Source organism: Anaeromyxobacter sp. SG64, from assembly GCF_022690745.1.
In the GTDB taxonomy this organism is placed as follows: domain Bacteria; phylum Myxococcota; class Myxococcia; order Myxococcales; family Anaeromyxobacteraceae; genus Anaeromyxobacter; species Anaeromyxobacter soli.
In genome coordinates, this window is record NZ_JALCZB010000007.1 from 54,399 (window position 1) to 79,694 (window position 25,296).

Sequence of the window (25,296 nt, forward strand, 5' to 3'; positions counted from 1 at the left end):
GCCGCGATGGTCGACCACGTCACCCGCGTCACCGTGGACGCCCGCGCGCCGCGGTCCGGCGCGCTCGCCGACGCGCTCGCGGCGCGTGGGTTCGAAGTCCGCCGCGAGCGCGCTCGCATCGTCGCCGAGTCCACCACGGTCGAGGCCGGCGACGCGAAGCGCCACCTCCTCGCGCTCGGGTTCCGCGATCGGGAGTTCCAGGTGTTCCTCGAGTACGTGCGCCAGTGGGGGGTGCTGTGACCGCGCCCCTCGTCCCGCTGTTCGTGAAGCTCGCCGGCCGCGAGGTCGTGGTCGTGGGCGGCGGGGCGATGGCGGCCCTGCGCGTCCGGCAGCTCGCCGAGGCCGGCGCGCGCGTGACGGTGGTCGCGCCGGAGGTGCGCGACGACGTCGCCGCGGGCGCCGCGGCGGTGCACCGCCGGCCGTTCCGGCCCGCGGATCTCGACGCGGCCTGGCTCGCCGTCGCCGCCGCGACGCCGGCGGTGAACCGCGAGGTCGCGGAGGCCGCCGAGGCGCGGCGCCTGCTCGTGAACGCGGTCGACGATCCGGAGACCGCGACCGCGTACACCGCCGGCGTCGTCCGGCGGGGCGACGCCACGGTGGCGATCTCCACGGGCGGGCGCGCCCCTGCCCTCGCCGGGCTGCTGCGCGAGGCGCTCGACGCGCTCCTGCCGCGCGACCTCGCGTCCTGGGTGGACACCGCCGAGGCGGAGCGCGAGGGCTGGAAGCGCGCCCGCGTGCCGCTCGCCACCCGCCGCCCGCTCCTGCTCGAGAAGCTGAACTCCCTGTACGCGCGCGCGCCCTCCCCCGGCGCCGCCGCGCCGACGCCGCCGGGCCTGGTGTCGCTCGTCGGCGCGGGGCCCGGCGATCCGGGCCTCCTCACCCGGCGCGCCGCCGACCGGCTCGCCGAGGCGGAGGTCGTCCTCTACGACGCGCTCGTGGACGCCGACGTGCTGAGGCTCGCGCCGCGCGCGCACTGCTTCCAGGTCGGGAAGCGCGCCGGCCGCCCCAGCGTGTCGCAGCGCGCGATCGAGCGGCTCCTCGTGGGCGCCGCGCGGCAGGGCAAGCGCGTCGTCCGGCTCAAGTGCGGCGACCCGTTCGTCTTCGGGCGGGGCGGCGAGGAGGCGCGCGCGCTCGCCGCCGCGGGCGTGCCGTTCGAGGTCGTACCCGGGGTGTCGTCCGCCATCGCCGCGCCCGCGCTGGCCGGCATCCCGGTGACGCACCGCGGGCTCGCGGCCGGCTTCGCGGTGATCGCGGGGCACGACGAGCGGACCTACGGGCCGATCCTGGATCGGATGGGCGCCGAGACCTCGCTCACGCTCGTCGTCCTCATGGGGATCGGCGCGCGCGAGCGGATCGCGACCCGGCTCCTCTCGCGCGGGTGGGATCGGGAGACGCCCGCCGCGATCGTCCTCGGCGCGTCGTCCCCCGACGCGTTCGCCTGGAAGGGCACGCTCGCGGGGCTGCGCCACGCCGCGCTGCCCGATCACCCGGAGCTCCCCGGCACCCTCGTCATCGGCGCCGTCGCCGCCCTGCAGCTCACCTCCTCGCGCGCCGACGCGCGTGACCACGAACCGCTCGCGCCCGCGCAGAGCGCCTGAAAGGAGCCGCATGTCCCGCCCCTCAGAGCCCACCCCGCCCGTCCGGGAGACCTTCGCGGACGACCGCGAGATCGACGCCTTCGTCGAGACGCTCGGCCGCTTCGAGCGCGGTGAGATCGACGCCGACGCCTGGCGCGCCTACCGCGTGGTGCGCGGCGCCTACTCGCAGCGGCAGGACGGCCTGCACATGCTGCGCATCAAGCTGCCGCAGGGCGCGACCTCCGCCGCGCAGCTCCGCGCGCTCGCCGACGTCGCGGCGCGCTTCTCGCGCGGCTACGGGCACGTGACGACCCGCCAGAACTTCCAGGTGCACTTCGTGCGGCCGGCGGACCTCGAGCCCGCGCTCCGCCGGCTCGCGGCGGACGGCGTCACCACCTCCGGCGCGGGCGGCAACGCGGTCCGCAACGTGGTCGCCTGCCCCCTCGCCGGCGTCTCGCCGGACGAGCTCTTCGACGTGACGCCCTACGCCGAGGCGGCGACGCGCCACTTCCTGCGCCACCCGCTCGCGAACGCGCTGCCGCGCAAGTTCAAGATCGCCTTCGAGGGCTGCGCCGAGGACCACGTCGCGACGGCCATCCACGACCTCGGCTTCCGCGCGCGCGTGCGGACCGAGGGCGGGCGGACCGTGCGCGGCTTCTCGGTGACGGTCGCGGGCGGGACGGCGTCCCTGTGCACCTCCGGCGCGCCGCTCGTCGACTTCCTGCCCGCGTCGGAGCTCCTCGCGCTCGCCGAGGCGATCGTCCGCGTGTTCCACGCCCGCGGCGACCGGGTGAACAAGCAGCGCAACCGGCTCAAGTTCCTCGTCCGGTCGCTCGGGTTCGAGCCCTTCCGCGCGCTCGTCGAGGAGGAGCTCGCGCGCGTGCGGGCCGAGGGCGCCCCGCGGCTCCCGTTCGATCCCGACGCCGCGCCGGCGGACGCCCCGCCGCCCGCGCACGCGCGTCCGGAGCCTCCCACCGCCGCGGAGATCTCCGCGCGCGTCGCCGCGGCGCCGCCCCGCGGCCCCGGCGAGCCGCCGGCGGTCCTGCCCGTGCTCGCGCCGTCGCCCGCGGCGCTCGCCGCGTTCCGCGCGACGAACGTCCGTCCCCAGCGCCAGCCCGGCTTCTCCGCGGTCACCGTGTCGCTCCCGCAGGGAGACGTCACCGCCGCGCAGCTCGAGGTGCTCGCGGACCTCGCGCTCGCGCACGGCGACGGCGCCGTCCGCTTCGCGAGCGACGGCAAGGTCCTGCTGCGCTGGGTGCCGTCCGACGAGGTCCCCGCCCTGTTCGCGCGGCTCGCCGCGGCGGGGCTCGGGCGCGACGGCGCGCGGAGCGCCGCGGACGTCGTCGCCTGCCCCGGCGCGGACGTGTGCCGCCTCGCCGTGACGCGCACCCGCGGGATCGCGCGGCTCGTCGAGGAGCGCGTCCGGCAGCGGCTCGGCGCGCCCGGCCTCGCCGCCGCGCTGCCGGTCCACGTCTCCGGCTGCCCGAACGGCTGCAGCCAGCACCACCTCGCCGCCATCGGCCTGCAGGGGAGCGCGCGAAAGCTCGGCGGCCGGGCGGTGCCGCAGTACTTCGTGCTCGTCGGCGGGGGCGCGGAGGACGGCGTCGCGACGTTCGGGAAGCTGGCGGGCAAGGTGCCCGCGCGGCGCGTCCCCGAGGCGGTGGAGCGGCTCACGGCGCTCTACCTCGCCGAGCGGCGCGAGGGCGAGGCCGCCGGGCCGTTCTTCTCCCGCGCGCTCGATCGCGTGAAGGCCGTCGTCGCTCCGCTCGAGGCGCTCAGGCTCGAGGACGCCGCGCCGGAGGACTTCGTCGAGCCCGGGGCGAGCGACGACTTCAGCCCCGAGACCCAGGCGGGCGAGTGCGCCGCCTGAAAATGGAGATCCTCCGCTTGACGGGAGGCTCGTCCGCTAAATAGGATGACCACCGATCGCCGCAGCCGCGGCGATCGGAGTCCGTGGCGATTTGCGGCGTATTGCGGCCACGTTAAACCAACCGCTAAAAAGCCCCTCCCCGGCTGCCTGCAGTGCCGTCCGGCGAGGGAGAAGGAAGTCTCCAGCATGTCCTCGTCCCTCGCGGCCGCGCCCCGCGCGGCGTCCGCTTCAGCGGATCCGCACCGTCCGGAGCTGTCCCCCCTCGTCTGCCGCCGCTGCGGCGCGCGCTTCGAGCCTCGCCCCGTGGCGGTGTGCGAGGAGTGCGTCGGGCCCCTCGAGCCGGCGTACGAGAGCGACCGCGTCCTGCCCACGCGCTGGCAGATCGAGGCGCGGCCCCGCTCGATCTGGCGTTACCGCGAGTGGCTCCCCATCCTCGGCGAGCCCGTCCTCTCGCTCGACACCGGCTTCACGCCGCTCGTGGACGCGCCGGCGCTCGCCCGCGCGCTCGGCGTGCGGCGCGCGCTCGTGAAGAACGACGCGGTCTCCCACCCGACCCAGTCGTTCAAGGACCGGGTGGTGGCGGTGGCGCTGAACGCCGCGGCGGGGCTCGGCCTCGACACGGTCGGCTGCGCGTCCACCGGCAACCTCGCGAACGCCGTCGCCGCGCAGGCGGCGCGCGCCGGGCTCGCCGCCTGGATCTTCATCCCCGAGGACCTCGAGCTCGCGAAGATCGTGGGCACCGCCGTCTACGGCCCGCGCCTCGTGCGCGTGCGCGGCACGTACGACGACGTGAACCGGCTCTGCGCCCAGGTGGCGGATCGCTTCGGCTGGGGGCTCGTGAACCTGAACCTGCGCAGCTACTACGGCGAGGGCTCGAAGACCATGGCCTTCGAGATCGCGGAGCAGCTCGGCTGGCGGCTGCCCGACGCGGTCATCGCCCCGATGGCGGGCGGCTCGCTCGTGACGAAGCTCGACAAGGGCTTCCACGAGCTCGCCGGCGCCCACCTCGTGGACGGGCCGCTGCCGCGGATGTACGGGGCGCAGGCCGCCGGGTGCGCGCCCATCGTGAACCTGTTCGAGAAGGGCGGCGAGGCGATCGAGCCCGTGGTCCCCCGCACCATCGCCCGCTCGATCGCCATCGGGAACCCGGCGGACGGGCCCTTCGCGGCGAGGGCGATCCGCGCCTCGGGCGGCGCGGCGGCGGCGGTCACCGACGAGGAGCTCGTGCGCGGCATCCGCCTCCTCGCCGAGACCACCGGCGTCTTCACCGAGACCGCCGGCGGGGTCACCGTCGCCGCAGCGCTGAAGCTCGCGCGCGAGGGTAAGCTGCGCGCGCAGGACGAGCTCGTGCTCTGCATCACCGGAAACGGTCTCAAGACCATCGACGCCGTCGTCCCCGCCCTGCCGGAGACGCCGGTCATCTCAGCGAAGCTCCGCGAGGTCGCGGCGCTCGTGGACGCCTGATCCGAGGAGAGACGAAGATGCCCATCACCTTGAGGCTCCCCGCCGTGCTCGCGAAGGCCGCCGGCGGAAAGACCGTCCACGAGGCGCGCGGCGCCACCGTCGGAGAGGTCGTCGGCGACCTCGCGGGCCGCTTTCCCGAGCTCGGCCCCCGGCTTCGCGATGCGAAGGGCGAGCCGTACCCTTACGTCATCTTCTACCTGGACGACGAGGACATCCGGTTCCAGCAGGGCTTCGCGACGCCCGTGCCGGACGGCGCCGAGATCGTGGTCGTCCCCGCCATCGCAGGAGGCTAGCGAGATGTCCATCGGCCGCACCGCACAGGAGCTCCCGCCGCTGTCGCAGGAGGAGATCCTCCGCTACAGCCGCCACCTCATCATCCCGGAGGTCGGCGTCGAGGGTCAGCGCCGCCTCAAGGCGGCGCGCGTGCTCATGGTGGGCGCGGGCGGCCTCGGCTCGCCCATCGGGCTCTACCTCGCCGCCGCGGGCGTCGGCACCCTCGGGATCGTCGAGTTCGACGTGGTGGACGCGACGAACCTGCAGCGCCAGGTGCTGCACGGCACGAAGGACGTCGGCCGCAAGAAGGTCGAGTCCGCCCGCGATCGGATCCGCGATCTCAACCCGCACGTGGAGGTGGTCGCGCACGAGGCGTGGCTCACCTCCGAGAACGCGCTCGAGATCATCCGGGACTACGACCTCGTGGTGGACGGCACCGACAACTTCGCGACGCGCTACCTCGTGAACGACGCGTGCGTGCTGCTCGGCAAGCCCAACGTCTACGGCTCGATCTACCGGTTCGAGGGCCAGTCCACGGTGTTCTGCACGGACGCGGGCCCCTGCTACCGCTGCCTCTACCCGGAGCCGCCTCCCCCCGGGCTCGTGCCCTCCTGCGCGGAGGGCGGCGTGCTCGGGATCCTGCCGGGCCTCGTCGGGCTCGTGCAGGCGACCGAGACGGTGAAGCTCATCGCCGGCATCGGCGAGCCGCTCGTCGGGCGGCTCCTCCTCGTGGACGCGCTGGGGATGCAGTTCCGCACGGTGAAGCTCCGCAAGGACCCGCGCTGCCCCGCCTGCGGAACGCGCGAGATCGAGGAGCTCATCGACTACCAGCAATTCTGCGGGATCCGCGGCGGCGAGGACGAGACGGCCGGCGTGCCCGTCCTCACGGTCGCCGAGCTCGACGAGCGGCGGCGCGGCGGCGCCGACCTCGACCTCGTCGACGTGCGCGAGCCGCACGAGTGGGACATCGGCCGGATCGAGGGCGCGCGCCTCGCGCCGCTCTCCTCCTTCGCCGACGCGCTCCGCACCTTCGACAGCGCGCGCGACGTGGTCCTCTACTGCAAGAGCGGCGTGCGCAGCGCGAAGGCGGTGCGCCAGCTCCAGGAGGCAGGGTTCAAGCGCGTGTGGAACCTCGAGGGCGGCATCCTCCGCTGGAGCGAGGAGATCGACCCCACCGTGCCGCGGTACTGACCGTGCCCGCCTCCGCGCGCCCCCGCGCCGCCCCGCCGCTCGAGACGATCCTCGACGCCGTGGGCGGCACGCCCGTCGTGAAGCTCCGCCGCGTGGTCCCTCCCGGCGCGGCGGAGGTGCTCGCGAAGCTCGAGTCCATGAACCCGGGCGGCTCGGTCAAGGACCGCATCGCGGTCGCCATGATCGAGGCGGCCGAGCGCGACGGCCGGCTCGCGCCCGGGGGGCGCGTGGTGGAGCCGACGAGCGGGAACACCGGGCTGGGGCTCGCGCTCGTCTGCGCGGTGAAGGGCTACCGGCTCACGCTCGTCATGCCGGACTCGACCTCCCTCGAGCACCGGCAGGCGCTCGAGGCGTACGGGGCGGAGCTGGTCCTCACCCCCGCGGAGGCGGGCATGCCGCCCGCGGTGGCGCGGGCGAGCGAGCTCTCGCGAGAGACCGGCGCGCTCCTCCTCCAGCAGTTCGAGAACCCGGCGAACCCGCAGGCGCACCGCGACGGGACCGCGCGCGAGCTCCTCCTCGCCCTCGACGCGCTCGGCGGGCCGTTGGGCGCCTTCGTCGCAGGCGTCGGGACGGGCGGGACGCTCACCGGCGTCGCCGGGGTCTTGCGGAGGGAGCGCCCCGGGACGCTCATGGTCGCGGTCGAGCCCGAGGCCTGCGCCGTCCTGTCCGGCGGGACTCCCGGCCCGACGCGGATCCAGGGGCTGGGCGCGGGCTTCGTCCCGCGCGTGCTCGACCCGGCCGCGTACGATCGGGTCGAGCGGGTGAGCGACGAGGAGGCGTGGGCGATGAAGCTCCGGCTGGCCCGGGAGGAGGGGCTCCTCGTCGGCACCTCGAGCGGCGCGGCGGTCGTCGCTGCGATCCGGGTGGCGCGCGAGCTCGGCGCGGGCCACCGCGTCGCAACCGTGCTGCCCGACACCGGCGAGCGCTACTTCTCCGCGGCGGAGTGGTTCGCGCGCGAGGCCGCGCGATGACCGCGCCCGGCCTCCGCCACGGCGCCGCGCCCGTCGAGACGGTGGCGCGGCTCGTCGGGAGCACGCCGCTCGTGCGGCTGCGCCGCATCGGGGCGGAGCTCCCCGGCATCCGCCTCTACGCGAAGTGCGAGTTCATGAACCCCGGCGGCTCGGTCAAGGACCGCCCCGCGCTCCGCATGATCGAGGCCGCGCTCCAGGACGGGCGCCTCGGGCCCGGGCGCACCCTCGTCGACTCCACGAGCGGCAACACCGGCGTCGCCTACGCCTGGATCTGCGCGGCGCTCGGGGTCCGCTGCGCCCTCGTCATGCCGCGCAACGTGAGCGCCGCGCGCAAGCGCATCGCGCAGGCGTTCGGCGCCGAGCTCGTGTTCTCGGATCCGCTCGAGGGCTCCGACGGCGCCATCCGCCAGGTGCGCGAGCTCGTGGCGCGGGAGCCGGATCGCTGGTTCTACCCGGACCAGTACGGGAACCCGGAGAACCCGCGCGCCCACGAGCTCGGGACCGCGGTGGAGATCGCCGAGGCGCTCGACGGCGGGGTGGCCGCGTTCGTGGCCGGGATCGGCACGAGCGGCACGGTGATGGGGACCTCGCGCGGGCTGCGCGCGCTCGCGCCGGGGGTGCGCTGCCACGCGGTCGAGCCCGCCGAGCCGCTCCACGGCCTCGAGGGGCTGAAGCACATGGAGAGCTCGATCGTGCCGGCGATCTACGACGAGGCCGAGCTCGACGGGAAGATCTCCATGCCCACCGCGGAGGGCTGGGCGATGGCCGAGCGCCTGGGTCGCGAGGAGGGGCTGCGCGTCGGGCACTCGAGCGGCGCCGCGGTGGCCGGGGCGCTCCAGGTGGCCGAGCGCATGGCGGCGGCCGGCGAGCGGGGTAACGTCGTGACGGTCCTGCCGGACCGCGCCGACCGCTACTTCGAGCCGCGCCGCTGGGACCGGAGGATCACCTGGTGACCTACGGCCCGGAGCTGCTGGCGCGCCTGCGAAAGCTCAGCGAGGCGGACCCGGAGCGCGAGGTGTGCGGGTTCGTCGTCCGCCGCGGCGACGCGCTCGAGGCCCTCTCGCTCCCGAACGTCGCCGACCGCTACCACGCGCTCGATCCCGCGAGGTTCCCGCGCACGAGCCGCGAGAGCTACCTCATGGATCCGCGCGCCCAGCTCCGCGTCCACGAGGAGCTCGAGGCGAGCGGCGGCGAGATCGTGGCCGTGTGGCACTCGCACGTGGAGGTCGGCGCCTACTTCTCCGCCAAGGACCGGGCCGACGCGGTGGTGGACGGCCAGCAGCTCCTGCCCGGCGCCGAGTACCTCGTCCTCGGAGTCCGGGGAGGGCGCGTCGACGAGGCGCGGCGCTACCGCTTCGACGCGGGCGATTTCGTCGAGGCGAAGCTCGACTAGCCCGCCGCGAGTCGAATCGATCTCGACCCCGACCTCTCGACCCCGACCTCTCGACCTCGACTGCTCGACCTCGACTGCTCGACCTCGACTGCTCGACCTCGACTGCTAGCGAGGCCGAGCCCACACCCGCCTATCGCGTCGCCGGCGAGGGCGCATCGAGCGCGGGGGGCACGGGCATCCCGAGCGCCTCGAGGAGCTGGCGCGCCTTCCCCTGCACGATGCGCGTGTTTCGCGGCCCCATCCTGAGCAGGTGCTTCTCCACCTGCGGCGCCGTCTCGAGCCGCTCGTCCTGGAACAGGAACACGCCCTCGCGCTCGACGACCGGAACGTCCCCCTCGACGACCGGCGCCGCCGCGAGCCGGCCGAGGGCGCGCGCGGTGACGTCGTCGAGCGACGCCTCCGGATAGCCGAGCGCGCGGTAGGCGAGCTGGAGGACCCCGTGGAGCGAGCGGTAGACGCGCGCCGCCTCGCGGGCGTCCACCGAGGCGATCGCGTCGCCGAAGGCGTCGTAGCGCGCGTACGAGGCCGGGTCGATGACGGTCTCGGCGCCACGCCGCTGCACCGAGAACGGACGCTCCGGCCGGAGGGGGTCGAGCTGCTTCCGGGGCGAGACGCCCTCCGCGAGGTTGTCGAGGAGCACGGCGGCGCGCCGGACGACCTCGCCCTGCGCGAGCGTCCGCCGGTAGAGCTCGCTCTGCGAGACCGTGTCGGCGAGCGCGCGCGCCTCGGGGTCGCTGACGTTCGGCCCGAGGTCCGCCGCCCGCACCGGCGGGGCTGCCGGCGACGCCGCGGGCGAGGTCTCGCCGGCCGGCGACGCGGGCGCGGCGGCCGGCGGGGTCTGCTCGGTGCGCCCGCCGAAGCGCCGGCTCGCCCAGAAGCCGGCAGCGCCGAGCACGACGAGGATCGCGACGACGAGCGGCGCCCTGCTGGGCCGACGGAGCGTGGTCTTCGGGGTCTCGTCCATGCGTGCCTCACTCGTGAGCGGCCGCGGGGGCCGGGGACGGCGCGCCCTGGAGGCGCCGCGCGTAGCGCTCCGCCAGGATCGAGCCGACGAACAGCTGGAGCTGATGGTAGAACATGATCGGCAGCACGATGAGGCCGAGCCCGGGGTGCGCGCCGAAGATGAGCTTCGCCATCGGCACCCCCGAGGCGAGCGTCTTCTTGGACCCGCAGAACACCGCGGCGATCTCGTCCTCCTTGTCGAGCCCGACGAGCCGCGCGAGGCGCGTCGAGAGCGTCAGGACCACCGCGAGGATGAGCGCCGCCCCCGCGACCGCGATCGCGAGCACGGAAACGCCGTGCTTCGTCCAGAGCCCCGCCCGGACCGAGTCCGAGAACGACACGTAGACGAGCAGCAGGATCACGAGCTTGTCGAACGTGCTCGCGTGCCGGTGCCAGCGCTGGAACCACGCGCCGAGCGCCGGGCGGAGGAGCTGACCGAGGACGATGGGGAGGAGCAGCAAGGTGGCGATGTCGAGCACGGCGCGTCCGACGGAGAGCGACTCGCCCGAGGTGGACGCCCACACGCTCACGAGCAGCGGCGTCGCGATGATCCCGATGAGGCTCGACAGGGTCGCGTTGAAGATCGCGCCGGGGACGTTCCCGTGCGCGACCGCCGTCATCGCCACCGAGGAGGAGATCGTGGAGGGCAGCGCGCAGAGGTAGAAGAAGCCGAGCAGCAGGTCCTCCGGCAGGAACCGCCCGAACGCCGCGGCGAGCACGAGGCCCACGATCGGGAACGCCACGTAGGTCATGGCCTGCACGACCGCGTGCAGCTTCCAGCGCATCATGCCGGCGCGCAGGCGGTCGCGGGAGAGCGCGAGCCCGTGGAAGAAGAAGATGCCGAAGATGCCGGCGTTCGCGACGCGGTCGGCGTGCAGCGGCCCCCCGCTGCGGCCGAGCTCCGGCAGCAGCGTCGCGAGCACGACCGCCGAGACCATGCCGGCGAGGAACCAGTCCCGGGCGAGGCGGCGCAGCCGTTCGATCACGCGGTGACCTCCACCGACAACGAGTAGCACGAGCGGCCGGGTCCAGCCGGGTGACTTGGAAGCGCGCCCATTCCCCTGGCCTCCCGCGGGGCGCGCCACGCGGCCTTCTTCACCCGGCGGCCGCCGCGGGCTTCCGCGCGACGAGCCGCGCCTCGTGGCGGCCCGACTCGAGCCAGCCCTCCTCGTAGCGGACGACCTCGAGCCCGCGGACGAGCGTCGGGAGCTCGCCGTCCTCGAGGAGGTGCGCCGGCCCCGGGCGCGCGTGGCGCTCGAGGTTCCTCCGCGTCGCGTGCGCGACGACGAGGAGTCCTCCCGGCGCGAGCTCCGCCGGGATCGCCGAGAGGAGCGGCCGGTGGAGGAAGTACGTGCAGAGGACGAGGTCCCACGGGCCGTGCGGCAACGGCGACGCCTCGAGATCGATCCGGAGGGTCGCGAGCGAGAGCCCGCGCCGGCGCGCCTCGCGCGCCGCGCGCTCGAGCGCGACCTCCGAGACGTCGGCGAGCGTGACCTCGAGCCCGCGCCGGGCGAGCCAGAGCGCGTTCCGGCCCGAGCCGCCCGCGACGTCGAGCGCCCGACCCTGCCGCGGGAGGAGCGCGTCGAGCGCGTCGAGGAGCGGCGAGGGCTCGGGGATCGCGTCCTCGTCCCGGTACCGCGCGTCCCACCGCTCGCGATCGCCCTCGGCCACCCTCTTCTTTCTAGTCGAGGCGCGCCGCGAGAGCGCCGGAGGGAACGGGGGCTCGGGAGGGGCGAGCCGCAGGCGAGCGCCCCACCGGTACGATCAGACGACCATCACCGCGTCCGGCAGCTCCGTGATCCGCTCCCCGCCGCCCTCGCCCACCGCCCAGGTGTTCTCGATCCCGATGGCGCCGAGCCCGGGGAGGACGAACTTGGGCTCGACGGCGAGCACCTGCCCGCGCACGAGCGGCACGTCGAGCCCGGGCGCGAGCACCGGCAGCTCGTCCAGCTCGAGGCCGACGCCGTGGCCCACGAAGCGCGCCTGCGCCCCCGGCGGTCCCATGAAGCGATCGCCCAGCCCCTCCCGCTCGGCGAGCGCCTTCGCGCGCGCCCAGAGCTCCGACGGGATCGCGCCGGGCCGGAGCCCCTTCACGACCTCCTCCTGGATCGCGAGCGCCACCTCGAACGCGCGCGCGAGCTCGGGGGCGAGCCGGCCGCACACCGCGATGCGGGTCATGTCCGTGACGTAGCCCGCCTTCATCGCGGTGTAGTCGAGCAGGATCGGCACGTCCCCCGGCACGGGCTCGACCGACGCGCCGAGCGGGGAGGACGGCGACAGCCCGCGCCCGGTGACCGGCCCGTCGAAGTAGCTCGGGGCGGTGGCGGAGCCGGCGGCGAGCGCGAGCCCCATGAAGAACTCCTGGTTGAACCCGCGCAGCCGCGGGCTCCCCTCGTTCCCGGCCTTGCGCATCCGGTACTCGAGCTCCGCGGCGAGATCGACCTCGCGCATGCCGGGGCGGAGGAAGGACGGGATCTCGCGGAAGACGCCGCAGAGGAGCGCCGCGGTCTCGCGCATGCGCTCGAGCTCCCAGGGGGACTTCACGCTCCGCTGCACGCGGAGCGCCATCGACACGTCCGCGAGCTCCGCGCCGAGCGCGCGCGCCCAGAAGCGCTCCACCGCGCCCGGGGCGACGTCGAAGGTGAACCCTACCCGACGCGGCCCGCCGAGCGCCGCCGCGAGCTCCTTCGAAGCCGGGAACGGGCGGACGTCCGCGAGCGGGCTCTCCGCCCGGGCGCGCTCGAGGCTCTTGCGCACGAGCAGGACCGCGTCGCCGCCCGCCGGCACCCACAGCGCCGCGTTCTGGCGCGTGCCGGCCAGGTAGAAGACGTCGGTCGCGTGGACGAGGACCGCGCCGTCGAGCCCCTGGGCGCGGAGCGTGTCGCGAAGGGCGTCGAGGCGGGCCCGGCATTCGGTGGCGGGGGTCATGTGGTCAGCATGGACGGGACGGGGCGCGCCCTGCAACCGGGGGCGCCGTGACCCGGGCGCCACTCCCGGAGCTCCTCACCCTCGGTGACGGCGTCGCATTCCCCGACGCCGCCGCGTCGCGGCTACGGCCTCGTCGAGAGCCAGACGAACGCCCCGATCAGCGCGACCAGCGCCAGCACGGCGACGACGATCGCCCCGGCGCCGCCCTTCCGCTCGACACGGTAGCGTTCGAGGCCCGGGCTCGCGAGGCGAGCGCGGACGGTGTCGTCGAGGTAGCGCCGGGCGGTATCCCCGAGGCGTGGCATCTTTGCGGCCATCCCATCACCCCTTTCGTCGCGAGCCATCCTACCGCACGGACCGGCCCGTCTCGGCGGCGCTCGGGGACTCACCGCCGGGGCGAGCGCGACCCGGCGCCCGCCGGCGGCGAGGCACATGGGCTACCGTGGTGGGATGAGCGAGATCGAGATCCGCCGGGCCCGCCCCGAGGACGCGCCGGCGCTCGGGCGGATGGGGGCGACGCTGGCGCGCCTCCACAACCGGATGGACTCCCGGCGCTTCTTCGCGAGCCCGGGGATGGAGGAGGGCTACGCCTCCTGGCTCGCGCGCGAGCTCGCGAGCCGGAAGGCGGTGGTGCTCGCGGCGGTGTCGCGCTCGCGCGGGCGCGAGCAGCTCGTGGGGTACGCGTACGGCCGGCTCGAGGGGCGAGACTGGAACACGCTGCGCGACCCCTGCGGCGTCGGCGTCGATCTCTACGTCGCGCCGCGCGCGCGCCGCCGTGGCGCGGGCCGCCTGCTCCTCGAGGCGCTGGTGCGCGAGCTCGGCCGGCGCGGAGCCCCACAGGTCGTCATCCAGGTCGCGGCGCGGAACGGCCGTGCGCTCGCGATGTTCGAGGGGATGGGCTTCCGCCGGACGGTGGTGGAGCTCGCGATCGATCCCGCCGAGCTCCGGACGCCCGGCGCGGAGTGACGGCGGGACCCGCGTCAGGCGACGCGCGGGCCGGCCGGAGCGCCGGACGACGGCGCGACGCGAGGAGCCCCCCACGCGGCGTTCCGGTCGTGCATCCCGGCGAGCATGCCGATCATCCCGGTCATCGCCTGCTCCGGGCTCGAGGTCCCCCCGATCGCCGCGTAGACCCCCGCCGCGACCGCGTGGGCGGCGTACGCCCCCTCCGCGTACCTCCCCGCCTCGACGCGCGCCTTCCCGGTCCGCGCCCCTGCTCCCTCGAGCTCTCGACGCAGCTCGGCGACGACGGCCTCGTCCTGGTCGCGCCAGTCCTGGAGGTCGCGGAACGCACGTCCGTCCAGCGCGCGGAGCCGCGTCTGCGCGATCGCGCGCGCCACCACGGCGGCCGAAGCCTTCGCGACGCCGGCCGTGACCGGAAACTCGCCGAGGCGAATCCTCCCGAGGTCGCGATCCGCCTCGGCGGTCAGGCGGTCCGCCCACCGCGTCGCGCCCTCGAACGACAGGAGCCGCACGGTCTCCGCCGCGAGGTACGCGCGCGCGATGTCCGCCGGATGCGGATCCTCCGTCCTCCCGACGTTCCGCAACGTCCCCGCGCCGCCCGCGGCCCCGTTCATCGCCCGGAAGTACCCGACGAGCCCGACCGCCGCCGCGGGCCCCATGTTCAGCACGCCGAGGACGTCCGACGCCGTCTCCTCGATGCGGTCCGCCCAGTAGTCGGCGAGGGCGAGCCCCATCTTCTCGCCGAGGAGCCGCTCTCGCACCACCCGCGCGAGCTCGTCGCGCAGCCCGTCGTCCGCCTCGAGGAGGTCGTGTCCCGCCGTCTCGTGCGCGAGGGCCGGCCACGCGAGGATCCCCGCCGAGGCGTTCGCCGCCGGGAGGCTCACCACCGCCGCCTCCACGCCGAGCGTCTCCGTGGCCGTCGCCGGCCAGGTGTACGGGCCGGTCTCGGCGCTGCCCCATCGCACGAGCGGCGGGACCACGCCGTGATCGGGCGGCTTCACGCCGCGGCGGTCCTCGGCGGACAGGAACCCCTCGTAGAGATCGCTCACGACCTCCTGGAAGGCGGCCGTCGCGCGCGCCGCGTAGCCCTCCCCGTGCTGGAGCACCGCCTGCGCGACGTCGAGCAGGAGGCGCGCGGCCCCCTCGCGCTCGGGATCCTCCGCGAGGACGCGGGCGAACCCGCGCGCGCCGAGCCGATCGAGCGAACGCAGGAGCGGGTCCGCGACCTCGCGCCGGTAGCTCGGCGGGAGCTTCGCAGCCGCCCGCTCGAGCCGCGCCCTGAGCGAGGCGAAGGTCGTCGGATCCGGCGGGCCGTCCCCGCCCGCGAGGGCCGCCGTGCGGGCGTCCGCGATGCAGGCGGCGAGGCCCGCGAACGACAGCGGGTCGGAAGGCGAGCGCGGCGCGACGGCGCGGAGCGGCGCGACGCCGTTCGCAGCGTGAAGCGGGTCGCGACGGAGCTCCGGACCGGGGTGCGGGGCGGCCTCGGGCAGCTCGGCGGCCGGGGCGAGGCTTCGGACGGATGCAGCGGAGACGGTTCTCGGGAACATGTGCGCCTCTGGGTGTGGGGGATCGCGCGGGCTTGCGACGGCCGTGCCGGCGCCGTGCCGCGCGCAACCGCGGAGGAGCTGGGGATCCGCGCGCCGAACCTCGCCGTCTCACGCCCACGGCCCACCGCCGCGCGGCCGGGCGGTACGCGCCGCGGACCGATCGCGGGTCGTGGATGCTCAGAACCCCACGATCTCCCCGCTGCACACGCAGCTCCCGCTCGTGGCGCCAGCGGGGACCTCGCAGTTGCCGGAGCAGCAGTCGCCGTTCGCGGTGCAGCTCCCGCCCGCCGCGGCGCACGAGGACGCCGGGCTGCACGTGCCGCTCGTGGCGCCGGCGAGGATCTCGCAGACGCCGGAGCAGCAGTCGCCGGTCGCGGTGCAGCTCCCGCCCTCCGCGACGCACGACGACGGGCTGCACGTGCCGCTCGTGGCGCCGGCGACGATCTCGCAGACGCCGGAGCAGCAGTCGCCGGTCACGGTGCAGCTCCCGCCCGCCGCGGCGCACGACGGCGGCCTGCACGCGCCGCTCGTGGCGCCCGCCGGGAGGTCGCACGAAAGCCCCGCGCAGCACTCGACGCTCGCGGTGCAGCTCTCTCCCACGAGGGCGCACAGGACGGGCGGCGCGGCGACGCACGTGTACTTGCCCTGGCCGCCCGTCGGGAGGCAGGTCGATCCGCCGCAGCAGCTCGTGTCGGCGGTACCGGTGCACCGCGCACCCTCTGCCAGGCAGGCGAAGCACCGCAGGATCCCGGCGCGGTCGGCGACGCACCGGCCGTGGTCGCAGCACTGCTCGCTGAACTGGCAGACGTCTCCTTGCGGGATGCACATCCAGTCCCAAGGCGACGCGCAGGAGCCGTTGTAGCAGGCGCCCGCGCAGCACTCTGCGTTCTGCCGGCAAGGCATCCCGGTCGCCAGGCACATCATCGGCACGGGAGGGCAACCGCGGGTGCAGGTGCCGTTCACGCACGCCGTCCCGCTGCAACAGGTCTCGCCGTTCGCGCACGACCCGCTCGCCTCCGCGCACGCAGGCGCGGCGCACGTTCCCGTGGAGGGATCGCAGGTCAGGCCGGCGCAGCAGACGACGCCGCCCGCGCACGACTGCCCCGCGGCGCCGCACGCCGCGTCTGCTCCGCTCGCCGCCTCCGAGGTCTTGCAGGAGGAGGCGCCGAGCGACAGGGCGAAGACCAGCGGCAGCACTCGTCGACTCAAGGTGGCGTGCGTCATGGCGGCTCCTCCTCGCGAGCCGAGACGAATACCACCGCGCGTGCGCCACGGGTGACGGACAGTGCGCTACGGCCAGGAGTGAATGTGGGATTCCGGAGCCCGACACGACCGGGACTGCGACATCGCGCTCGCGCCGCGCTCCCGGCTCCAGCGCGCCGGCGTCACCGCCCGAACGCGCGCAGGAACGTCCGCACCGCGCCGCGCACCGCCTCGCGCACGGCCGCGTCCGCGGGCCGCTCGAGGATCCCGAGCCGGGCCTTCAGCACGAGGTCGGACTGGCACAGGCTCACGAACTGCACCGCCGCCGCGCGGGGGTCCTCGAGCAGGAGGACGCCCCGCTCCTTCCAGCGCTGGAGGTACGCGGAGAGCATGGCGTAGAGCGAGCCCGGGCCGCGGTCGTAGAGCGTCTGGCCGATCTCCGGGAAGCGCGACGACTCCGCCTGCGCGTGGCGGTAGAGGCCCACCACGGCGGGCGAGAGGAGCAGCCCCATCACCTTCTCGCCGGTCTCCTGCAGCGCCTGCTCGAGCTCGCCCGCGGGCTCGGCGAGGAACGCCCGGATCCCCTCGCGCAGGGCGTCCACCTCCTCCGAGAGGCAGGCGACGTAGAGGCCCTTCTTGTCGCCGAAGTGGTTGTAGACCGTCGCCTTCGAGACCCCGGCGCGGGCTGCGATGACGTCCACGCAGGCCCGCTCGTAGCCGAGCTCGCCGAAGGTGGCGCGCGCCCCCGACAGGATCTGGCGCCGCTTCGCGGGGGAGAATTCCGCTGTTCTGGCGCCAGGTTCGCTCATTCGCACGCTCTATACTGAACGGTTCAGTCTTGACCGTCAACAGGTGCGACAGTATGTCTTGCGGCTCGCCGGAGCGCTCGTCCGGCGTGAACGGATCGACGAAAGCCGCGAAATGACTCCTCTCTCCGTGACCTCGCCCGTCGCTCCGCGACGCGCGCTCCCGTTCCCCCTCCGTGCCGGAGCGTCGCTCGCCACGGTCGCCGCCCTCGCGCTCGCCCTCTCCGGCTGCGAGCGGACCCAGGCGAAGGGACCGCCTGCCGCGGCCCGCCCGGTCGAGGTCGGGGTCGTGACGCTCGCCCCGACCTCGGTGACGCTCGTGAAGGAGCTGCCCGGCCGGACGTCGGCGTTCCGCGTCGCCGAGGTGCGCGCGCGCGTGAACGGGATCGTGCTGAAGCGGCTCTTCACGGAGGGCAGCGACGTGAAGGAGGGGCAGCCGCTCTTCCGGATCGACCCGGCGCCGTACCAGGCGGCGCTCGACAGCGCGAAGGCCGCGCTCGCGCGCGCGGAGGCGAAGGTCGCGTCCGCGCGGCTGCAGGCGCAGCGCTACACGGAGCTCGTCGAGGCGAACGCGGTGAGCCGGCAGGAGCACGACGACGCGGTGGCGACGCTGAAGAGCGCGGAGGCCGACGTCGCCGCGGGGCGCGCGGCGGTGCAGGCGGCGCGGATCAACCTCGGGTACACGACCGTCACCTCCCCGGTGCCCGGCCGCATCGGGCGCTCCGCCGTCACCGAGGGCGCCTACGTGCAGCAGGCGCAGGCGACGCTGCTCGCGACGGTGCAGCAGCTCGACCCCCTCTACGTGGACGTCACGCAGTCGAGCACCGACGCCCTGCGGCTGCGTCGCGACCTCGAGAGCGGGAAGCTCCAGAGCGCCGGGAAGAACCAGGCGAGCGTCTCGCTCGTGCTCGAGGACGGGCGGGAGTACGAGCAGCACGGCACGCTGCAGTTCTCCGACGTCTCGGTCGACGCCGGCACGGGATCGATCTCGCTCCGGGCCATCTTCCCGAACCCGCGCGGCGACCTCCTCCCCGGCATGTTCGTCCGCGCGCGCATCAACGAGGGTGTGAACCCGCAGGCGATCCTCGTCCCGCAGCGCGGCGTGACGCGCGACCAGAAGGGCCAGCCGACCGCGCTCGTCGTGAACGCCGAGAAGAAGGTCGAGCTCAGGCAGCTCGTGACCGACCGCACCATCGGCGACACGTGGCTCGTCACCGACGGCCTCAAGGCCGGCGATCGGGTGATCGTCGAGGGCCTGCAGAAGGTCCGGCCCGGGGCCGAGGTGGTCCCCGTCCCCGCCGCGTCCACGCGGCAGGCCTCCCGCTAGCAGCGCGGTCGCACCCTCCCCAGGAGATCGGACACCCGTGGCCAGGTTCTTCATCGATCGCCCCATCTTCGCGTGGGTGATCGCGATCATCGTGATGCTGGCGGGGGTCCTCTCCGTCCTGTCCCTGCCGGTGGCGCAGTACCCGGCGATCGCGCCGCCCGTCATCAGCGTCAACGCGAGCTACCCCGGCGCGTCGGCGAAGACGCTCGAGGACACGGTCACCCAGGTGATCGAGCAGAAGATGAACGGCCTCGATCACCTGCGCTACCTGTCCGCGACGAGCGACTCGGCCGGCAACGCGAGCGTGGTCCTCACCTTCGACGCCGGGACGAACCCGGACATCGCGCAGGTCCAGGTCCAGAACAAGCTGCAGCTCGCGATGCCGCTGCTGCCGCAGGAGGTGCAGCGCCAGGGCGTCCGCGTCGCCAAGGCGGTGAACAACTTCCTCATGATCGCCGGCTTCGTCTCCGAGGACGGCAGCATGAGCCGCAACGACCTTGCGGACTACGTCGTCTCGACGCTCCAGGACCAGGTGAGCCGCGTGACGGGAGTCGGCGACGTGCAGGCGTTCGGGTCGGCGTACGCCATGCGGATCTGGCTCGACCCGGAGAAGCTCACGAACTACGGCCTCACCCCGCTCGACGTGAGCGGCGCGGTCCAGGCGCAGAACGCCCAGGTCTCGGCCGGCCAGCTCGGCGGCGCGCCCGCCGTGAAGGGGCAGGAGCTCAACGCGACCATCACCGCGCAGACGCGGCTCCAGACTCCGGAGCAGTTCCGCGACGTCCTCCTGCGCGTGAACCCGGACGGCTCGCAGGTGCGGCTCGGCGACGTCGCGCGCGTCGAGCTCGCCGGCGAGACCTTCGAGATCGAGAGCTACTACAACGGCCGCCCGGCGGCCGGCATGGGCATCAAGCTCGCCAGCGGGGCGAACGCGCTCGCCACGGCGAGCGCCGTGCGCGCGCGGCTGGACGAGCTGTCGCGGTTCTTCCCGCCGGGGATGAAGGTCGTCTACCCGATCGACACGACGCCCTTCGTGCGGCTCTCCATCGAGGAGGTCGTGAAGACGCTCCTCGAGGCGATCCTGCTCGTCTTCCTCGTGATGTACCTGTTCCTCCAGAACTTCCGGGCGACGCTCATCCCCACCATCGCGGTGCCGGTCGTGCTGCTCGGCACGTTCGGCGTGCTCGCGGCGGCGGGGTACAGCGTGAACACGCTCACCATGTTCGGCATGGTGCTCGCCATCGGGCTCCTCGTCGACGACGCCATCGTGGTCGTCGAGAACGTCGAGCGCGTGATGAGCGAGGAGGGGCTCTCGCCCCGGGAGGCCACGCGCAAGTCGATGGGGCAGATCACCGGCGCGCTCGTCGGCATCGCGCTCGTGCTCGCCGCGGTGTTCGTCCCGATGGCCTTCTTCGGCGGCTCGGTGGGCGTCATCTACCGCCAGTTCTCGATCACGCTCGTCTCGTCGATGGCGCTCTCCGTCGTCGTCGCGCTGACGCTCACCCCCGCGCTCTGCGCGACCATGCTGAAGCCGGTCGCGAAGGGCCACGGCCTCGAGCGGGGCGGCCTCTTCGGCGCGTTCAACCGCCTGTACGACCGCGGCAGCGCGCGTTACCGCGGGCTCGTCGGCGCCCTGCTCGGCCGGACCGGGCGGGCCATGATCGCCTACGTCGCGATCGTCGCCGCGCTGTCGGCGCTCTTCCTGCGCGTGCCCACCGCGTTCCTCCCCGAGGAGGACCAGGGCCAGCTCTTCGTGCAGGTGCTGCTCCCGCCCGGGAGCACGCTCGAGCACACCCGCGAGATCATGCTGCGGGTGTCCGACCAGCTGCTGCACGACGAGAAGGACGCGGTCGAGTCGGCGATGAGCATCGTGGGCTTCAACTTCGGCGGCCGCGGCCAGAACGCGGGCGTCGCGTTCGTGAAGCTCAAGGACTGGAGCGAGCGCAAGGAGGCGCGGCTCAAGGCGAAGGCGGTGGCCGGCCGCGCCATGGCCGCGTTCTCGGGCATCAAGGACGCGATGGTGTTCGCGTTCGTCCCGCCCGCCGTCTCCGAGCTCGGCAACGCCACCGGCTTCGAGCTCCAGCTCCAGGACCGCGGCGGCCTCGGCCACGAGCAGCTCGTGGCGGCGCGCAACCAGCTCCTCGGCCTCGCCGCCAAGCACCCCGCCCTCGCCAAGGTCCGGCCCGCCGGCCTCGAGGACACGCCGCAGTACAAGGTGGACGTGGACCAGCAGAAGGCCGCGGCGCTCGGCGTGTCGCTCGCCGACGTGAACGCCACCCTGTCCTCCACGTGGGGCATCTCCTACGTGAACGACTTCATCGACAAGGGCCGCACGAAGCGCGTGTACCTGCAGGCGGACGCGCCGTTCCGGATGCAGCCCGCGGACGTGGAGCGCTGGTACGTCCGGAACCGCCAGGGCCAGATGGTCCCGTTCTCGTCGTTCTCGAGCGGTCGCTGGACCTACGGCTCGCCGAAGCTGGAGCGCTTCAACGGGACGCCGGCGGTGGTGATCCAGGGCGAGGCCGCGCCGGGTCACAGCACCGGCGAGGCCATGGCCGCCATGGAGTCCATCGTGAAGCAGCTCCCCACCGGCGTCGGCTCGGAGTGGTCCGGGCTCTCGTACGAGGAGCGGCTGTCGGGCGCGAACGCCCCCGCGCTCTACGCGATCTCGCTGCTCGTCGTGTTCCTGTGCCTCGCGGCGCTGTACGAGAGCTGGTCCATCCCGGCCGCCGTCATGCTCGTCGTGCCGCTCGGCGTGCTCGGCGCGGTGCTCGCGACGCTCCTCGGCGGGCTCGCGAACGACGTCTACTTCCAGGTCGGCCTGCTCACGACCATCGGGCTCTCGGCGAAGAACGCCATCCTCATCGTCGAGTTCGCGAAGGAGCTGCGCGAACGCGGGAGAGGCGTGGTGGAGGCCGCCCTCGAGGCCGCGCGCATGCGGCTCCGGCCGATCCTCATGACCTCGCTCGCGTTCATCCTCGGGGTCCTGCCGCTCGCGCTCGCGCGCGGCGCGGGCGCCGGGAGCCAGAACGCCATCGGCTTCGCCGTGGCGGGCGGCATGATCTCGGCGACGGTGCTCGGCGTGCTCTTCATCCCGGTGTTCTTCGTCGTGATCGGGCGCCGCGCCAGGGTCACCTCGGCCCCCGCGCCGGCGGAGGGCGACGAGGAGGGGGACGGGGGGACCGAGGGGGAGGCGCTCCATGCGTAGCGCCCCGCTCGCCGCGGCCACGGCCGCGGTCCTCCTCGCGAGCTGCACCCTCGCGCCGCGCTACCGCCGCCCCGAGGCTCCCGTCGCCGGGCAGTGGCCCGAGGGCGCCGCCGCGGAGGCGGCGCGCGCCGCGGCGCCCGGGGCAGCGCCGGCGGAGCTCGGCTGGCGCGACGTGTTCGGCGACCCGCGCCTGCAGGCCCTCATCGCGCTCGCGCTCGAGAACAACCGGGACCTCCGCGTCGCCGCCCTGAACGTCGAGCTCGCGCGCGCGCAGTACCGCATCCAGCGCTCGCAGCAGCTCCCCACCGTGGCGGGCACCGCGAGCGCCACGCGCCAGCACGTCGACGCCGACCTCAGCCCCACCGGCCGCGCCTCCACGAGCACGCAGTGGGAGGTCGGCGCGGGCGTCACCGCGTTCGAGCTCGATCTGTTCGGGCGGGTCCGCAGCCTCAAGCGCTCGGCGCTCGAGCAGTACCTCGCGACCGAGGAGGCCCGGCGGAGCGCCCACCTCTCGCTCGTCGCCGAGATCGCCACCCAGTACCTCGCCGCCCGCGCGCTCGACGATCAGGTCGCGCTCGCGCGGCAGACGCTGAAGACGCTCCAGGCCTCCTACGACCTCACGAAGCGCAGCTACGACGTGGGGCGCACCTCGGAGCTCGACCTGCGCACGGCGGAGTCGCAGGTGCTCTCGGCCCGCTTCAACCTCGCCGCGTACGCGCAGCAGCGCGAGCAGGCGCAGAACGCGCTCGTGCTCCTCGTCGGCCAGCCCTTGCCGGCGGGGCTCCCCGCCCCCGAGCCGCTCGAGGCCGCGCCGCTCCTCGCCGACCTCCCGCCCGGGCTCCCGTCGGAGCTCCTGCAGCGGCGGCCGGACATCCTCGGAGCGGAGCACGCGCTCCGGGCGGCGAACGCCAGCATCGGCGCCGCGCGCGCCGCGTTCTTCCCCTCCATCACCCTCACCGCGTTCGGCGGCACCGCGAGCGGCGAGCTCTCCGGGCTCTTCGGCGCCGGCTCCGGGCTCTGGAGCTTCACGCCCCAGCTCACCCTGCCGCTCTTCACCGGCGGCCGGAACCGCGCGAACCTCGACGCGGCGGAGGTGCGGAAGTCGATCGAGGTCGCCCGGTACGAGAAGGCGATCCAGGTCGCGTTCCGCGAGGTCGCCGACGCCCTCGCCGCGCGGGCGTCGCTCGACGATCAGCTCGCCGCCCAGACGGCGCGCGTCGAGGCCGAGCAGCGGCGCTACGCCATCTCCGACCTGCGCTACCGCAAGGGCGTCGACAGCTACGTGACCGTGCTCGTCGCTCAGCGCGACCTGTACGCCGCGCAGCAGCAGCTCATCCAGTCGCGGCTCGCGCGGCTCGGGAACCTCGTCGCCCTCTACAAGGCGCTCGGCGGCGGCTGGCTCGAGCGCTCCGCCCACGCCGCGGCCGCGAGCACGCCGCCGTCTCCGGCGCCGTGATCGCGGATGCCGTCCGGGGCCCGGTGACTCACGGCCCCGAGTCCACCTCCCCCACCCGGAGCCGCTCGGCGAGCCACCGCGCTTGCCACGCGCGCTCCGCCTCGAACGCCGCGAGCCCGCCGCCCAGCGCGGAGGCGAGCGTCGCGGCGATGTAGGAGGTCGTCGCGGGGCCGACGTGCAGCGCGTTCTGGGCGGCGTCGGCCACGAGCTCCGCCGCGCGGGAGGCGGGGCCTGCGCCGCTCGCGACGTCCGCGATCGCGTCGAGCTCGGTCGCTCGCGCGAGCGCGTCCCGCGCCGCGGTGGGCACGTGCGGCAGGGCGAGGTCGCGGGCGCGCAGCGCGCACGCCCGCGCGTAGTCCCCGGCGAGCGCCCGATCCCAGGCCGCGACGCGCGCGACCAGCCGCGCGCGGGGAGCCGCGACCTGGTAGCGGGCCTCTCTCACCGGGCCGTCGAGCTCGATCCGCCAGAGCTCGTCGGCGAGCCAGTACGGGAGATCGCCCGCGCGGCAGGCGTGGATCCAGAGCTCGGGCCGATGGGCTGCGGCGCTCACCCATTCGCCCGACGCGGGCCACTGGAAGCGGGTGAAGGGGGCGAGCGCGCCCGCGGCGAGGAACTTGAAGGCGATCACGCGCCGCCTCCGGAGCCCTTCTTCCAGTCGCGAAAGATCGCGAGCAGCGCGTCGCGCGCCTCGGGCGCGACGGACTCCTCGGTGAGCTCGCCGGCGCGCTCGAGGACCCGGCGCATCTGGGCGAGGTAGGTGCGGCACCAGTCGCAGTAGGTGAGGTGCAGCTCGAAGCGGGTCCGCTCCTCGACCGGCAGGGTCGCCTCCAGGTAGTCCGTCACGAGCTCGACGAGCTCGCGGCAGGAGAGATCGGGGACCGCGGCCGTCACGGCGCCTCCTCCCGTCCCATGCGCGCCTCGAGGAAGGCGCGCACCTTCGAGCGGGCGCGGTGCAGCAGCACGCGCTGGTTCACCTCCGTGATGCCGAGCAGCGCGCACACCTCGCCGGCCTCCCAGCCCTCGACGTCGCGCAGGGACATGACCGTTCGCTGAGCGTGCGGGAGCGTCTCGAGCGCCTCGGCCACGAGCGCGACCAGCTCGCTCGACTCCGCGCGCGCGTCGGGCCAGGGCTCGGGCGGCTCCGACCAGTGGCCGGCCCACCGGTCCTCGTCTCCCCGGAAGCGATCCGGCGACACCGACGGCGCGTCCTCCTCGCCCTCCGGTCCGAGCGACGACATCGGCACCGAGCGACTCTCCTTCAGCCCCCGCGCCTTCGCGCAGTTCACGAGGATGCTGAAGATCCAGGACTTGAGAGACGAGCGCCCCTCGAAGAGGTGGAGCCCCCGGAGCACGCCGAGCCACGCCTCCTGCACGACCTCCTCCGCCACCGCCTTGCTCCGCACGAACGTCGCCGCGACCCGCACCATCGCGCCGTGATGGCGCGTCACGAGGGCGAGGAACGCGGCCTCGTCGCCGGCGCGGAGGGCCGCGAGCTCTCGCTCCTCGGCTGCGCACCCGACCGGCTCCGAAACGCACGGCGGCTCCATCCGCGGCACCTCCCCTGCCAGGAACGCGGGTCGCGCCGGATGTAGCTCGCAGGGCGCCGGGCCACTGTGCTTCGACGGGGACGGCCGTTCGGAGTCGGGCGACTCCACCTCGTGCGCAAGGGGCAGGCGCCAATGCACGGGCGCCCGCCCGCCGAGCTGCCGCCGCTCGTGTAACGGAGGTGACGCTCCGCGCCTCTACGACGAGAGGAGAGCGAGGACGTCATGGCGCACGCAGAGCACGAGCTCGACCTCGAGCAGGCGGCGTTCCGGAGCTGCATCACGGGCGCCGTGGTCGCCACCGGCCCGTTCCACGACGTGACGCTGCTGCCCGACGGCCTCGACGCGGACCTCGAGGAGTGGCAGGCGGGGTTCCTCACCGTCGCGGGGCGGTTCCTGGACCGCCGCGAGGCGGCGGTGGCGCTCGGCCACGCCGGGCGGCTCGAGGCGCGCGCGTACTTCGCCGGCGACCCGTGCCCGACGCTCGAGGCCGGCCACCCGGTGAGCTGGCATGGGCGGCGGGCGGCCTGAGCGTCGCCCCGGCCGCGCGGCCAGGCGCCCTGCTCGGGAGCG

At 74.7% G+C, this 25,296-nt stretch carries 25 protein-coding genes and 1 riboswitch; of the genes, 15 read left to right on the plus strand and 10 right to left on the minus strand.

Annotated features, from left to right (window positions below; translation table 11 throughout):
- Positions 1 to 6 precede the first annotated feature (6 nt).
- The 9 genes from MNZ29_RS03745 (at position 7) to MNZ29_RS03785 (ending at position 8,739) form a co-directional block, all read left to right on the plus strand.
- Positions 7 to 240, plus strand: a complete 234-nt coding sequence (locus MNZ29_RS03745) for a hypothetical protein (protein WP_242337858.1) — start codon at positions 7 to 9, stop codon at positions 238 to 240.
- Entirely contained in the window at positions 237 to 1,598 is a 1,362-nt protein-coding gene (gene cobA, locus MNZ29_RS03750; RefSeq protein WP_242337860.1) for a uroporphyrinogen-III C-methyltransferase, read from the plus strand. The genes MNZ29_RS03745 and cobA overlap by 4 nt, the downstream gene beginning before the upstream one ends.
- Before the next feature lie 10 nt (positions 1,599 to 1,608).
- Positions 1,609 to 3,447: a nitrite/sulfite reductase gene (locus MNZ29_RS03755; protein ID WP_242352922.1), complete on the plus strand. Its 1,839-nt coding sequence runs from the start codon at positions 1,609 to 1,611 to the stop codon at positions 3,445 to 3,447.
- A 73-nt stretch (positions 3,448 to 3,520) separates the two neighbouring features.
- Positions 3,521 to 3,596: riboswitch (SAM riboswitch) on the plus strand.
- Between the two features lie 37 nt (positions 3,597 to 3,633).
- Entirely contained in the window at positions 3,634 to 4,911 is a 1,278-nt protein-coding gene (gene thrC / locus MNZ29_RS03760; protein ID WP_242338313.1) for a threonine synthase, read from the plus strand.
- A 17-nt stretch (positions 4,912 to 4,928) separates the two neighbouring features.
- Complete coding sequence (locus MNZ29_RS03765) at positions 4,929 to 5,204, plus strand: MoaD/ThiS family protein (protein WP_242338311.1); 276 nt, start codon at positions 4,929 to 4,931, stop codon at positions 5,202 to 5,204.
- A gap of 4 nt (positions 5,205 to 5,208) precedes the next feature.
- Complete coding sequence (gene moeB / locus MNZ29_RS03770) at positions 5,209 to 6,375, plus strand: molybdopterin-synthase adenylyltransferase MoeB (protein WP_242338309.1); 1,167 nt, start codon at positions 5,209 to 5,211, stop codon at positions 6,373 to 6,375.
- A 2-nt stretch (positions 6,376 to 6,377) separates the two neighbouring features.
- Positions 6,378 to 7,346 carry a cysteine synthase A gene (cysK, locus tag MNZ29_RS03775; RefSeq protein ID WP_242338307.1) on the plus strand — a complete coding sequence of 323 codons (969 nt, stop codon included), beginning with the start codon at positions 6,378 to 6,380 and terminating at the stop codon, positions 7,344 to 7,346.
- Positions 7,343 to 8,299, plus strand: coding sequence for a PLP-dependent cysteine synthase family protein (locus MNZ29_RS03780; protein WP_242338305.1), 957 nt, complete (start codon positions 7,343 to 7,345; stop codon positions 8,297 to 8,299). The genes cysK and MNZ29_RS03780 overlap by 4 nt, the downstream gene beginning before the upstream one ends.
- A complete protein-coding gene (locus MNZ29_RS03785) occupies positions 8,296 to 8,739 on the plus strand; it encodes a Mov34/MPN/PAD-1 family protein (RefSeq protein WP_242338303.1) in 444 nt (147 codons plus the stop codon). The genes MNZ29_RS03780 and MNZ29_RS03785 overlap by 4 nt, the downstream gene beginning before the upstream one ends.
- Before the next feature lie 130 nt (positions 8,740 to 8,869).
- On the opposite strand, the gene MNZ29_RS03790 is transcribed toward MNZ29_RS03785, so the two are convergent.
- The 5 genes from MNZ29_RS03790 to MNZ29_RS03810 form a co-directional block, all read right to left on the minus strand.
- Entirely contained in the window at positions 8,870 to 9,703 is an 834-nt protein-coding gene (locus tag MNZ29_RS03790) for a DUF3014 domain-containing protein (RefSeq protein WP_242338301.1), read from the minus strand.
- A gap of 7 nt (positions 9,704 to 9,710) precedes the next feature.
- Positions 9,711 to 10,727, minus strand: a complete 1,017-nt coding sequence (locus MNZ29_RS03795) for a bile acid:sodium symporter family protein (RefSeq protein WP_242338299.1) — start codon at positions 10,725 to 10,727, stop codon at positions 9,711 to 9,713.
- 109 nt (positions 10,728 to 10,836) lie between these two features.
- A complete protein-coding gene (locus MNZ29_RS03800) occupies positions 10,837 to 11,412 on the minus strand; it encodes a bifunctional 2-polyprenyl-6-hydroxyphenol methylase/3-demethylubiquinol 3-O-methyltransferase UbiG (RefSeq protein WP_242338297.1) in 576 nt (191 codons plus the stop codon).
- 93 nt (positions 11,413 to 11,505) lie between these two features.
- Positions 11,506 to 12,669, minus strand: coding sequence for a Xaa-Pro peptidase family protein (locus MNZ29_RS03805; protein WP_242338295.1), 1,164 nt, complete (start codon positions 12,667 to 12,669; stop codon positions 11,506 to 11,508).
- A 122-nt stretch (positions 12,670 to 12,791) separates the two neighbouring features.
- Complete coding sequence (locus tag MNZ29_RS03810) at positions 12,792 to 12,974, minus strand: hypothetical protein (protein WP_242352924.1); 183 nt, start codon at positions 12,972 to 12,974, stop codon at positions 12,792 to 12,794.
- A gap of 145 nt (positions 12,975 to 13,119) precedes the next feature.
- Here MNZ29_RS03810 and MNZ29_RS03815 point away from each other — a divergent pair, with 145 nt between their 5' ends.
- On the plus strand, positions 13,120 to 13,635 hold the full coding sequence (locus MNZ29_RS03815) for a GNAT family N-acetyltransferase (RefSeq protein ID WP_242338291.1): 516 nt from the start codon (positions 13,120 to 13,122) through the stop codon (positions 13,633 to 13,635).
- 14 nt (positions 13,636 to 13,649) lie between these two features.
- On the opposite strand, the gene MNZ29_RS03820 is transcribed toward MNZ29_RS03815, so the two are convergent.
- Positions 13,650 to 15,179, minus strand: coding sequence for a hypothetical protein (locus MNZ29_RS03820; RefSeq protein WP_242338289.1), 1,530 nt, complete (start codon positions 15,177 to 15,179; stop codon positions 13,650 to 13,652).
- Positions 15,180 to 15,348: 169 nt separating this feature from the next.
- Here MNZ29_RS03820 and MNZ29_RS03825 point away from each other — a divergent pair, with 169 nt between their 5' ends.
- On the plus strand, positions 15,349 to 16,041 hold the full coding sequence (locus tag MNZ29_RS03825; RefSeq protein ID WP_242352934.1) for a hypothetical protein: 693 nt from the start codon (positions 15,349 to 15,351) through the stop codon (positions 16,039 to 16,041).
- 523 nt (positions 16,042 to 16,564) lie between these two features.
- On the opposite strand, the gene MNZ29_RS03830 is transcribed toward MNZ29_RS03825, so the two are convergent.
- A complete protein-coding gene (locus MNZ29_RS03830) occupies positions 16,565 to 17,191 on the minus strand; it encodes a TetR/AcrR family transcriptional regulator (RefSeq protein WP_242338285.1) in 627 nt (208 codons plus the stop codon).
- Positions 17,192 to 17,303: 112 nt separating this feature from the next.
- Between MNZ29_RS03830 and MNZ29_RS03835 the strand changes: the two genes are divergently transcribed.
- The 3 genes from MNZ29_RS03835 to adeC are packed head-to-tail and all read left to right on the plus strand — an operon-like array spanning position 17,304 to position 23,179.
- Positions 17,304 to 18,515 (plus strand): efflux RND transporter periplasmic adaptor subunit, encoded by a 1,212-nt coding sequence (locus tag MNZ29_RS03835; protein ID WP_242338283.1) that lies wholly within the window; start codon positions 17,304 to 17,306, stop codon positions 18,513 to 18,515.
- Positions 18,516 to 18,552: 37 nt separating this feature from the next.
- Positions 18,553 to 21,723: an efflux RND transporter permease subunit gene (locus MNZ29_RS03840; protein WP_242338282.1), complete on the plus strand. Its 3,171-nt coding sequence runs from the start codon at positions 18,553 to 18,555 to the stop codon at positions 21,721 to 21,723.
- Entirely contained in the window at positions 21,716 to 23,179 is a 1,464-nt protein-coding gene (gene adeC, locus MNZ29_RS03845; RefSeq protein WP_242338280.1) for an AdeC/AdeK/OprM family multidrug efflux complex outer membrane factor, read from the plus strand. Before MNZ29_RS03840 ends, adeC begins: the two co-directional genes overlap by 8 nt.
- Positions 23,180 to 23,207: 28 nt before the next feature.
- Here adeC and MNZ29_RS03850 read toward each other — a convergent pair whose 3' ends face one another.
- From MNZ29_RS03850 to MNZ29_RS03860, 3 genes are read right to left on the minus strand one after another with little or no spacing between them, the layout of a single operon-like run.
- Positions 23,208 to 23,807: a hypothetical protein gene (locus MNZ29_RS03850; RefSeq protein WP_242338278.1), complete on the minus strand. Its 600-nt coding sequence runs from the start codon at positions 23,805 to 23,807 to the stop codon at positions 23,208 to 23,210.
- Positions 23,804 to 24,070: an anti-sigma factor gene (locus MNZ29_RS03855; RefSeq protein ID WP_242338276.1), complete on the minus strand. Its 267-nt coding sequence runs from the start codon at positions 24,068 to 24,070 to the stop codon at positions 23,804 to 23,806. The genes MNZ29_RS03850 and MNZ29_RS03855 overlap by 4 nt, the downstream gene beginning before the upstream one ends.
- Entirely contained in the window at positions 24,067 to 24,726 is a 660-nt protein-coding gene (locus MNZ29_RS03860) for an RNA polymerase sigma factor (RefSeq protein ID WP_242352936.1), read from the minus strand. The genes MNZ29_RS03855 and MNZ29_RS03860 overlap by 4 nt, the downstream gene beginning before the upstream one ends.
- Before the next feature lie 222 nt (positions 24,727 to 24,948).
- Here MNZ29_RS03860 and MNZ29_RS03865 point away from each other — a divergent pair, with 222 nt between their 5' ends.
- On the plus strand, positions 24,949 to 25,254 hold the full coding sequence (locus MNZ29_RS03865) for a hypothetical protein (protein ID WP_242352947.1): 306 nt from the start codon (positions 24,949 to 24,951) through the stop codon (positions 25,252 to 25,254).
- Positions 25,255 to 25,296 lie beyond the last annotated feature (42 nt).

Excerpts from the sequence above, each read along its gene's own strand:
- MNZ29_RS03745 (WP_242337858.1), top strand. The coding sequence starts at position 7 with ATGGTCGACCACGTCACCCGCGTCACCGTGGACGCCCGCGCGCCGCGG.
- MNZ29_RS03755 (WP_242352922.1), top strand. The coding sequence starts at position 1,609 with ATGTCCCGCCCCTCAGAGCCCACCCCGCCCGTCCGGGAGACCTTCGCG.
- thrC (WP_242338313.1), top strand. The coding sequence starts at position 3,634 with ATGTCCTCGTCCCTCGCGGCCGCGCCCCGCGCGGCGTCCGCTTCAGCG.
- MNZ29_RS03765 (WP_242338311.1), top strand. The coding sequence starts at position 4,929 with ATGCCCATCACCTTGAGGCTCCCCGCCGTGCTCGCGAAGGCCGCCGGC.
- moeB (WP_242338309.1), top strand. The coding sequence starts at position 5,209 with ATGTCCATCGGCCGCACCGCACAGGAGCTCCCGCCGCTGTCGCAGGAG.
- MNZ29_RS03780 (WP_242338305.1), top strand. The coding sequence starts at position 7,343 with ATGACCGCGCCCGGCCTCCGCCACGGCGCCGCGCCCGTCGAGACGGTG.
- MNZ29_RS03790 (WP_242338301.1), bottom strand. The coding sequence starts at position 9,703 with ATGGACGAGACCCCGAAGACCACGCTCCGTCGGCCCAGCAGGGCGCCG.
- MNZ29_RS03805 (WP_242338295.1), bottom strand. The coding sequence starts at position 12,669 with ATGACCCCCGCCACCGAATGCCGGGCCCGCCTCGACGCCCTTCGCGAC.
- MNZ29_RS03810 (WP_242352924.1), bottom strand. The coding sequence starts at position 12,974 with ATGCCACGCCTCGGGGATACCGCCCGGCGCTACCTCGACGACACCGTC.
- MNZ29_RS03815 (WP_242338291.1), top strand. The coding sequence starts at position 13,120 with ATGAGCGAGATCGAGATCCGCCGGGCCCGCCCCGAGGACGCGCCGGCG.
- MNZ29_RS03820 (WP_242338289.1), bottom strand. The coding sequence starts at position 15,179 with ATGTTCCCGAGAACCGTCTCCGCTGCATCCGTCCGAAGCCTCGCCCCG.
- MNZ29_RS03830 (WP_242338285.1), bottom strand. The coding sequence starts at position 17,191 with ATGAGCGAACCTGGCGCCAGAACAGCGGAATTCTCCCCCGCGAAGCGG.
- MNZ29_RS03835 (WP_242338283.1), top strand. The coding sequence starts at position 17,304 with ATGACTCCTCTCTCCGTGACCTCGCCCGTCGCTCCGCGACGCGCGCTC.
- adeC (WP_242338280.1), top strand. The coding sequence starts at position 21,716 with ATGCGTAGCGCCCCGCTCGCCGCGGCCACGGCCGCGGTCCTCCTCGCG.
- MNZ29_RS03860 (WP_242352936.1), bottom strand. The coding sequence starts at position 24,726 with ATGGAGCCGCCGTGCGTTTCGGAGCCGGTCGGGTGCGCAGCCGAGGAG.
- MNZ29_RS03865 (WP_242352947.1), top strand. The coding sequence starts at position 24,949 with ATGGCGCACGCAGAGCACGAGCTCGACCTCGAGCAGGCGGCGTTCCGG.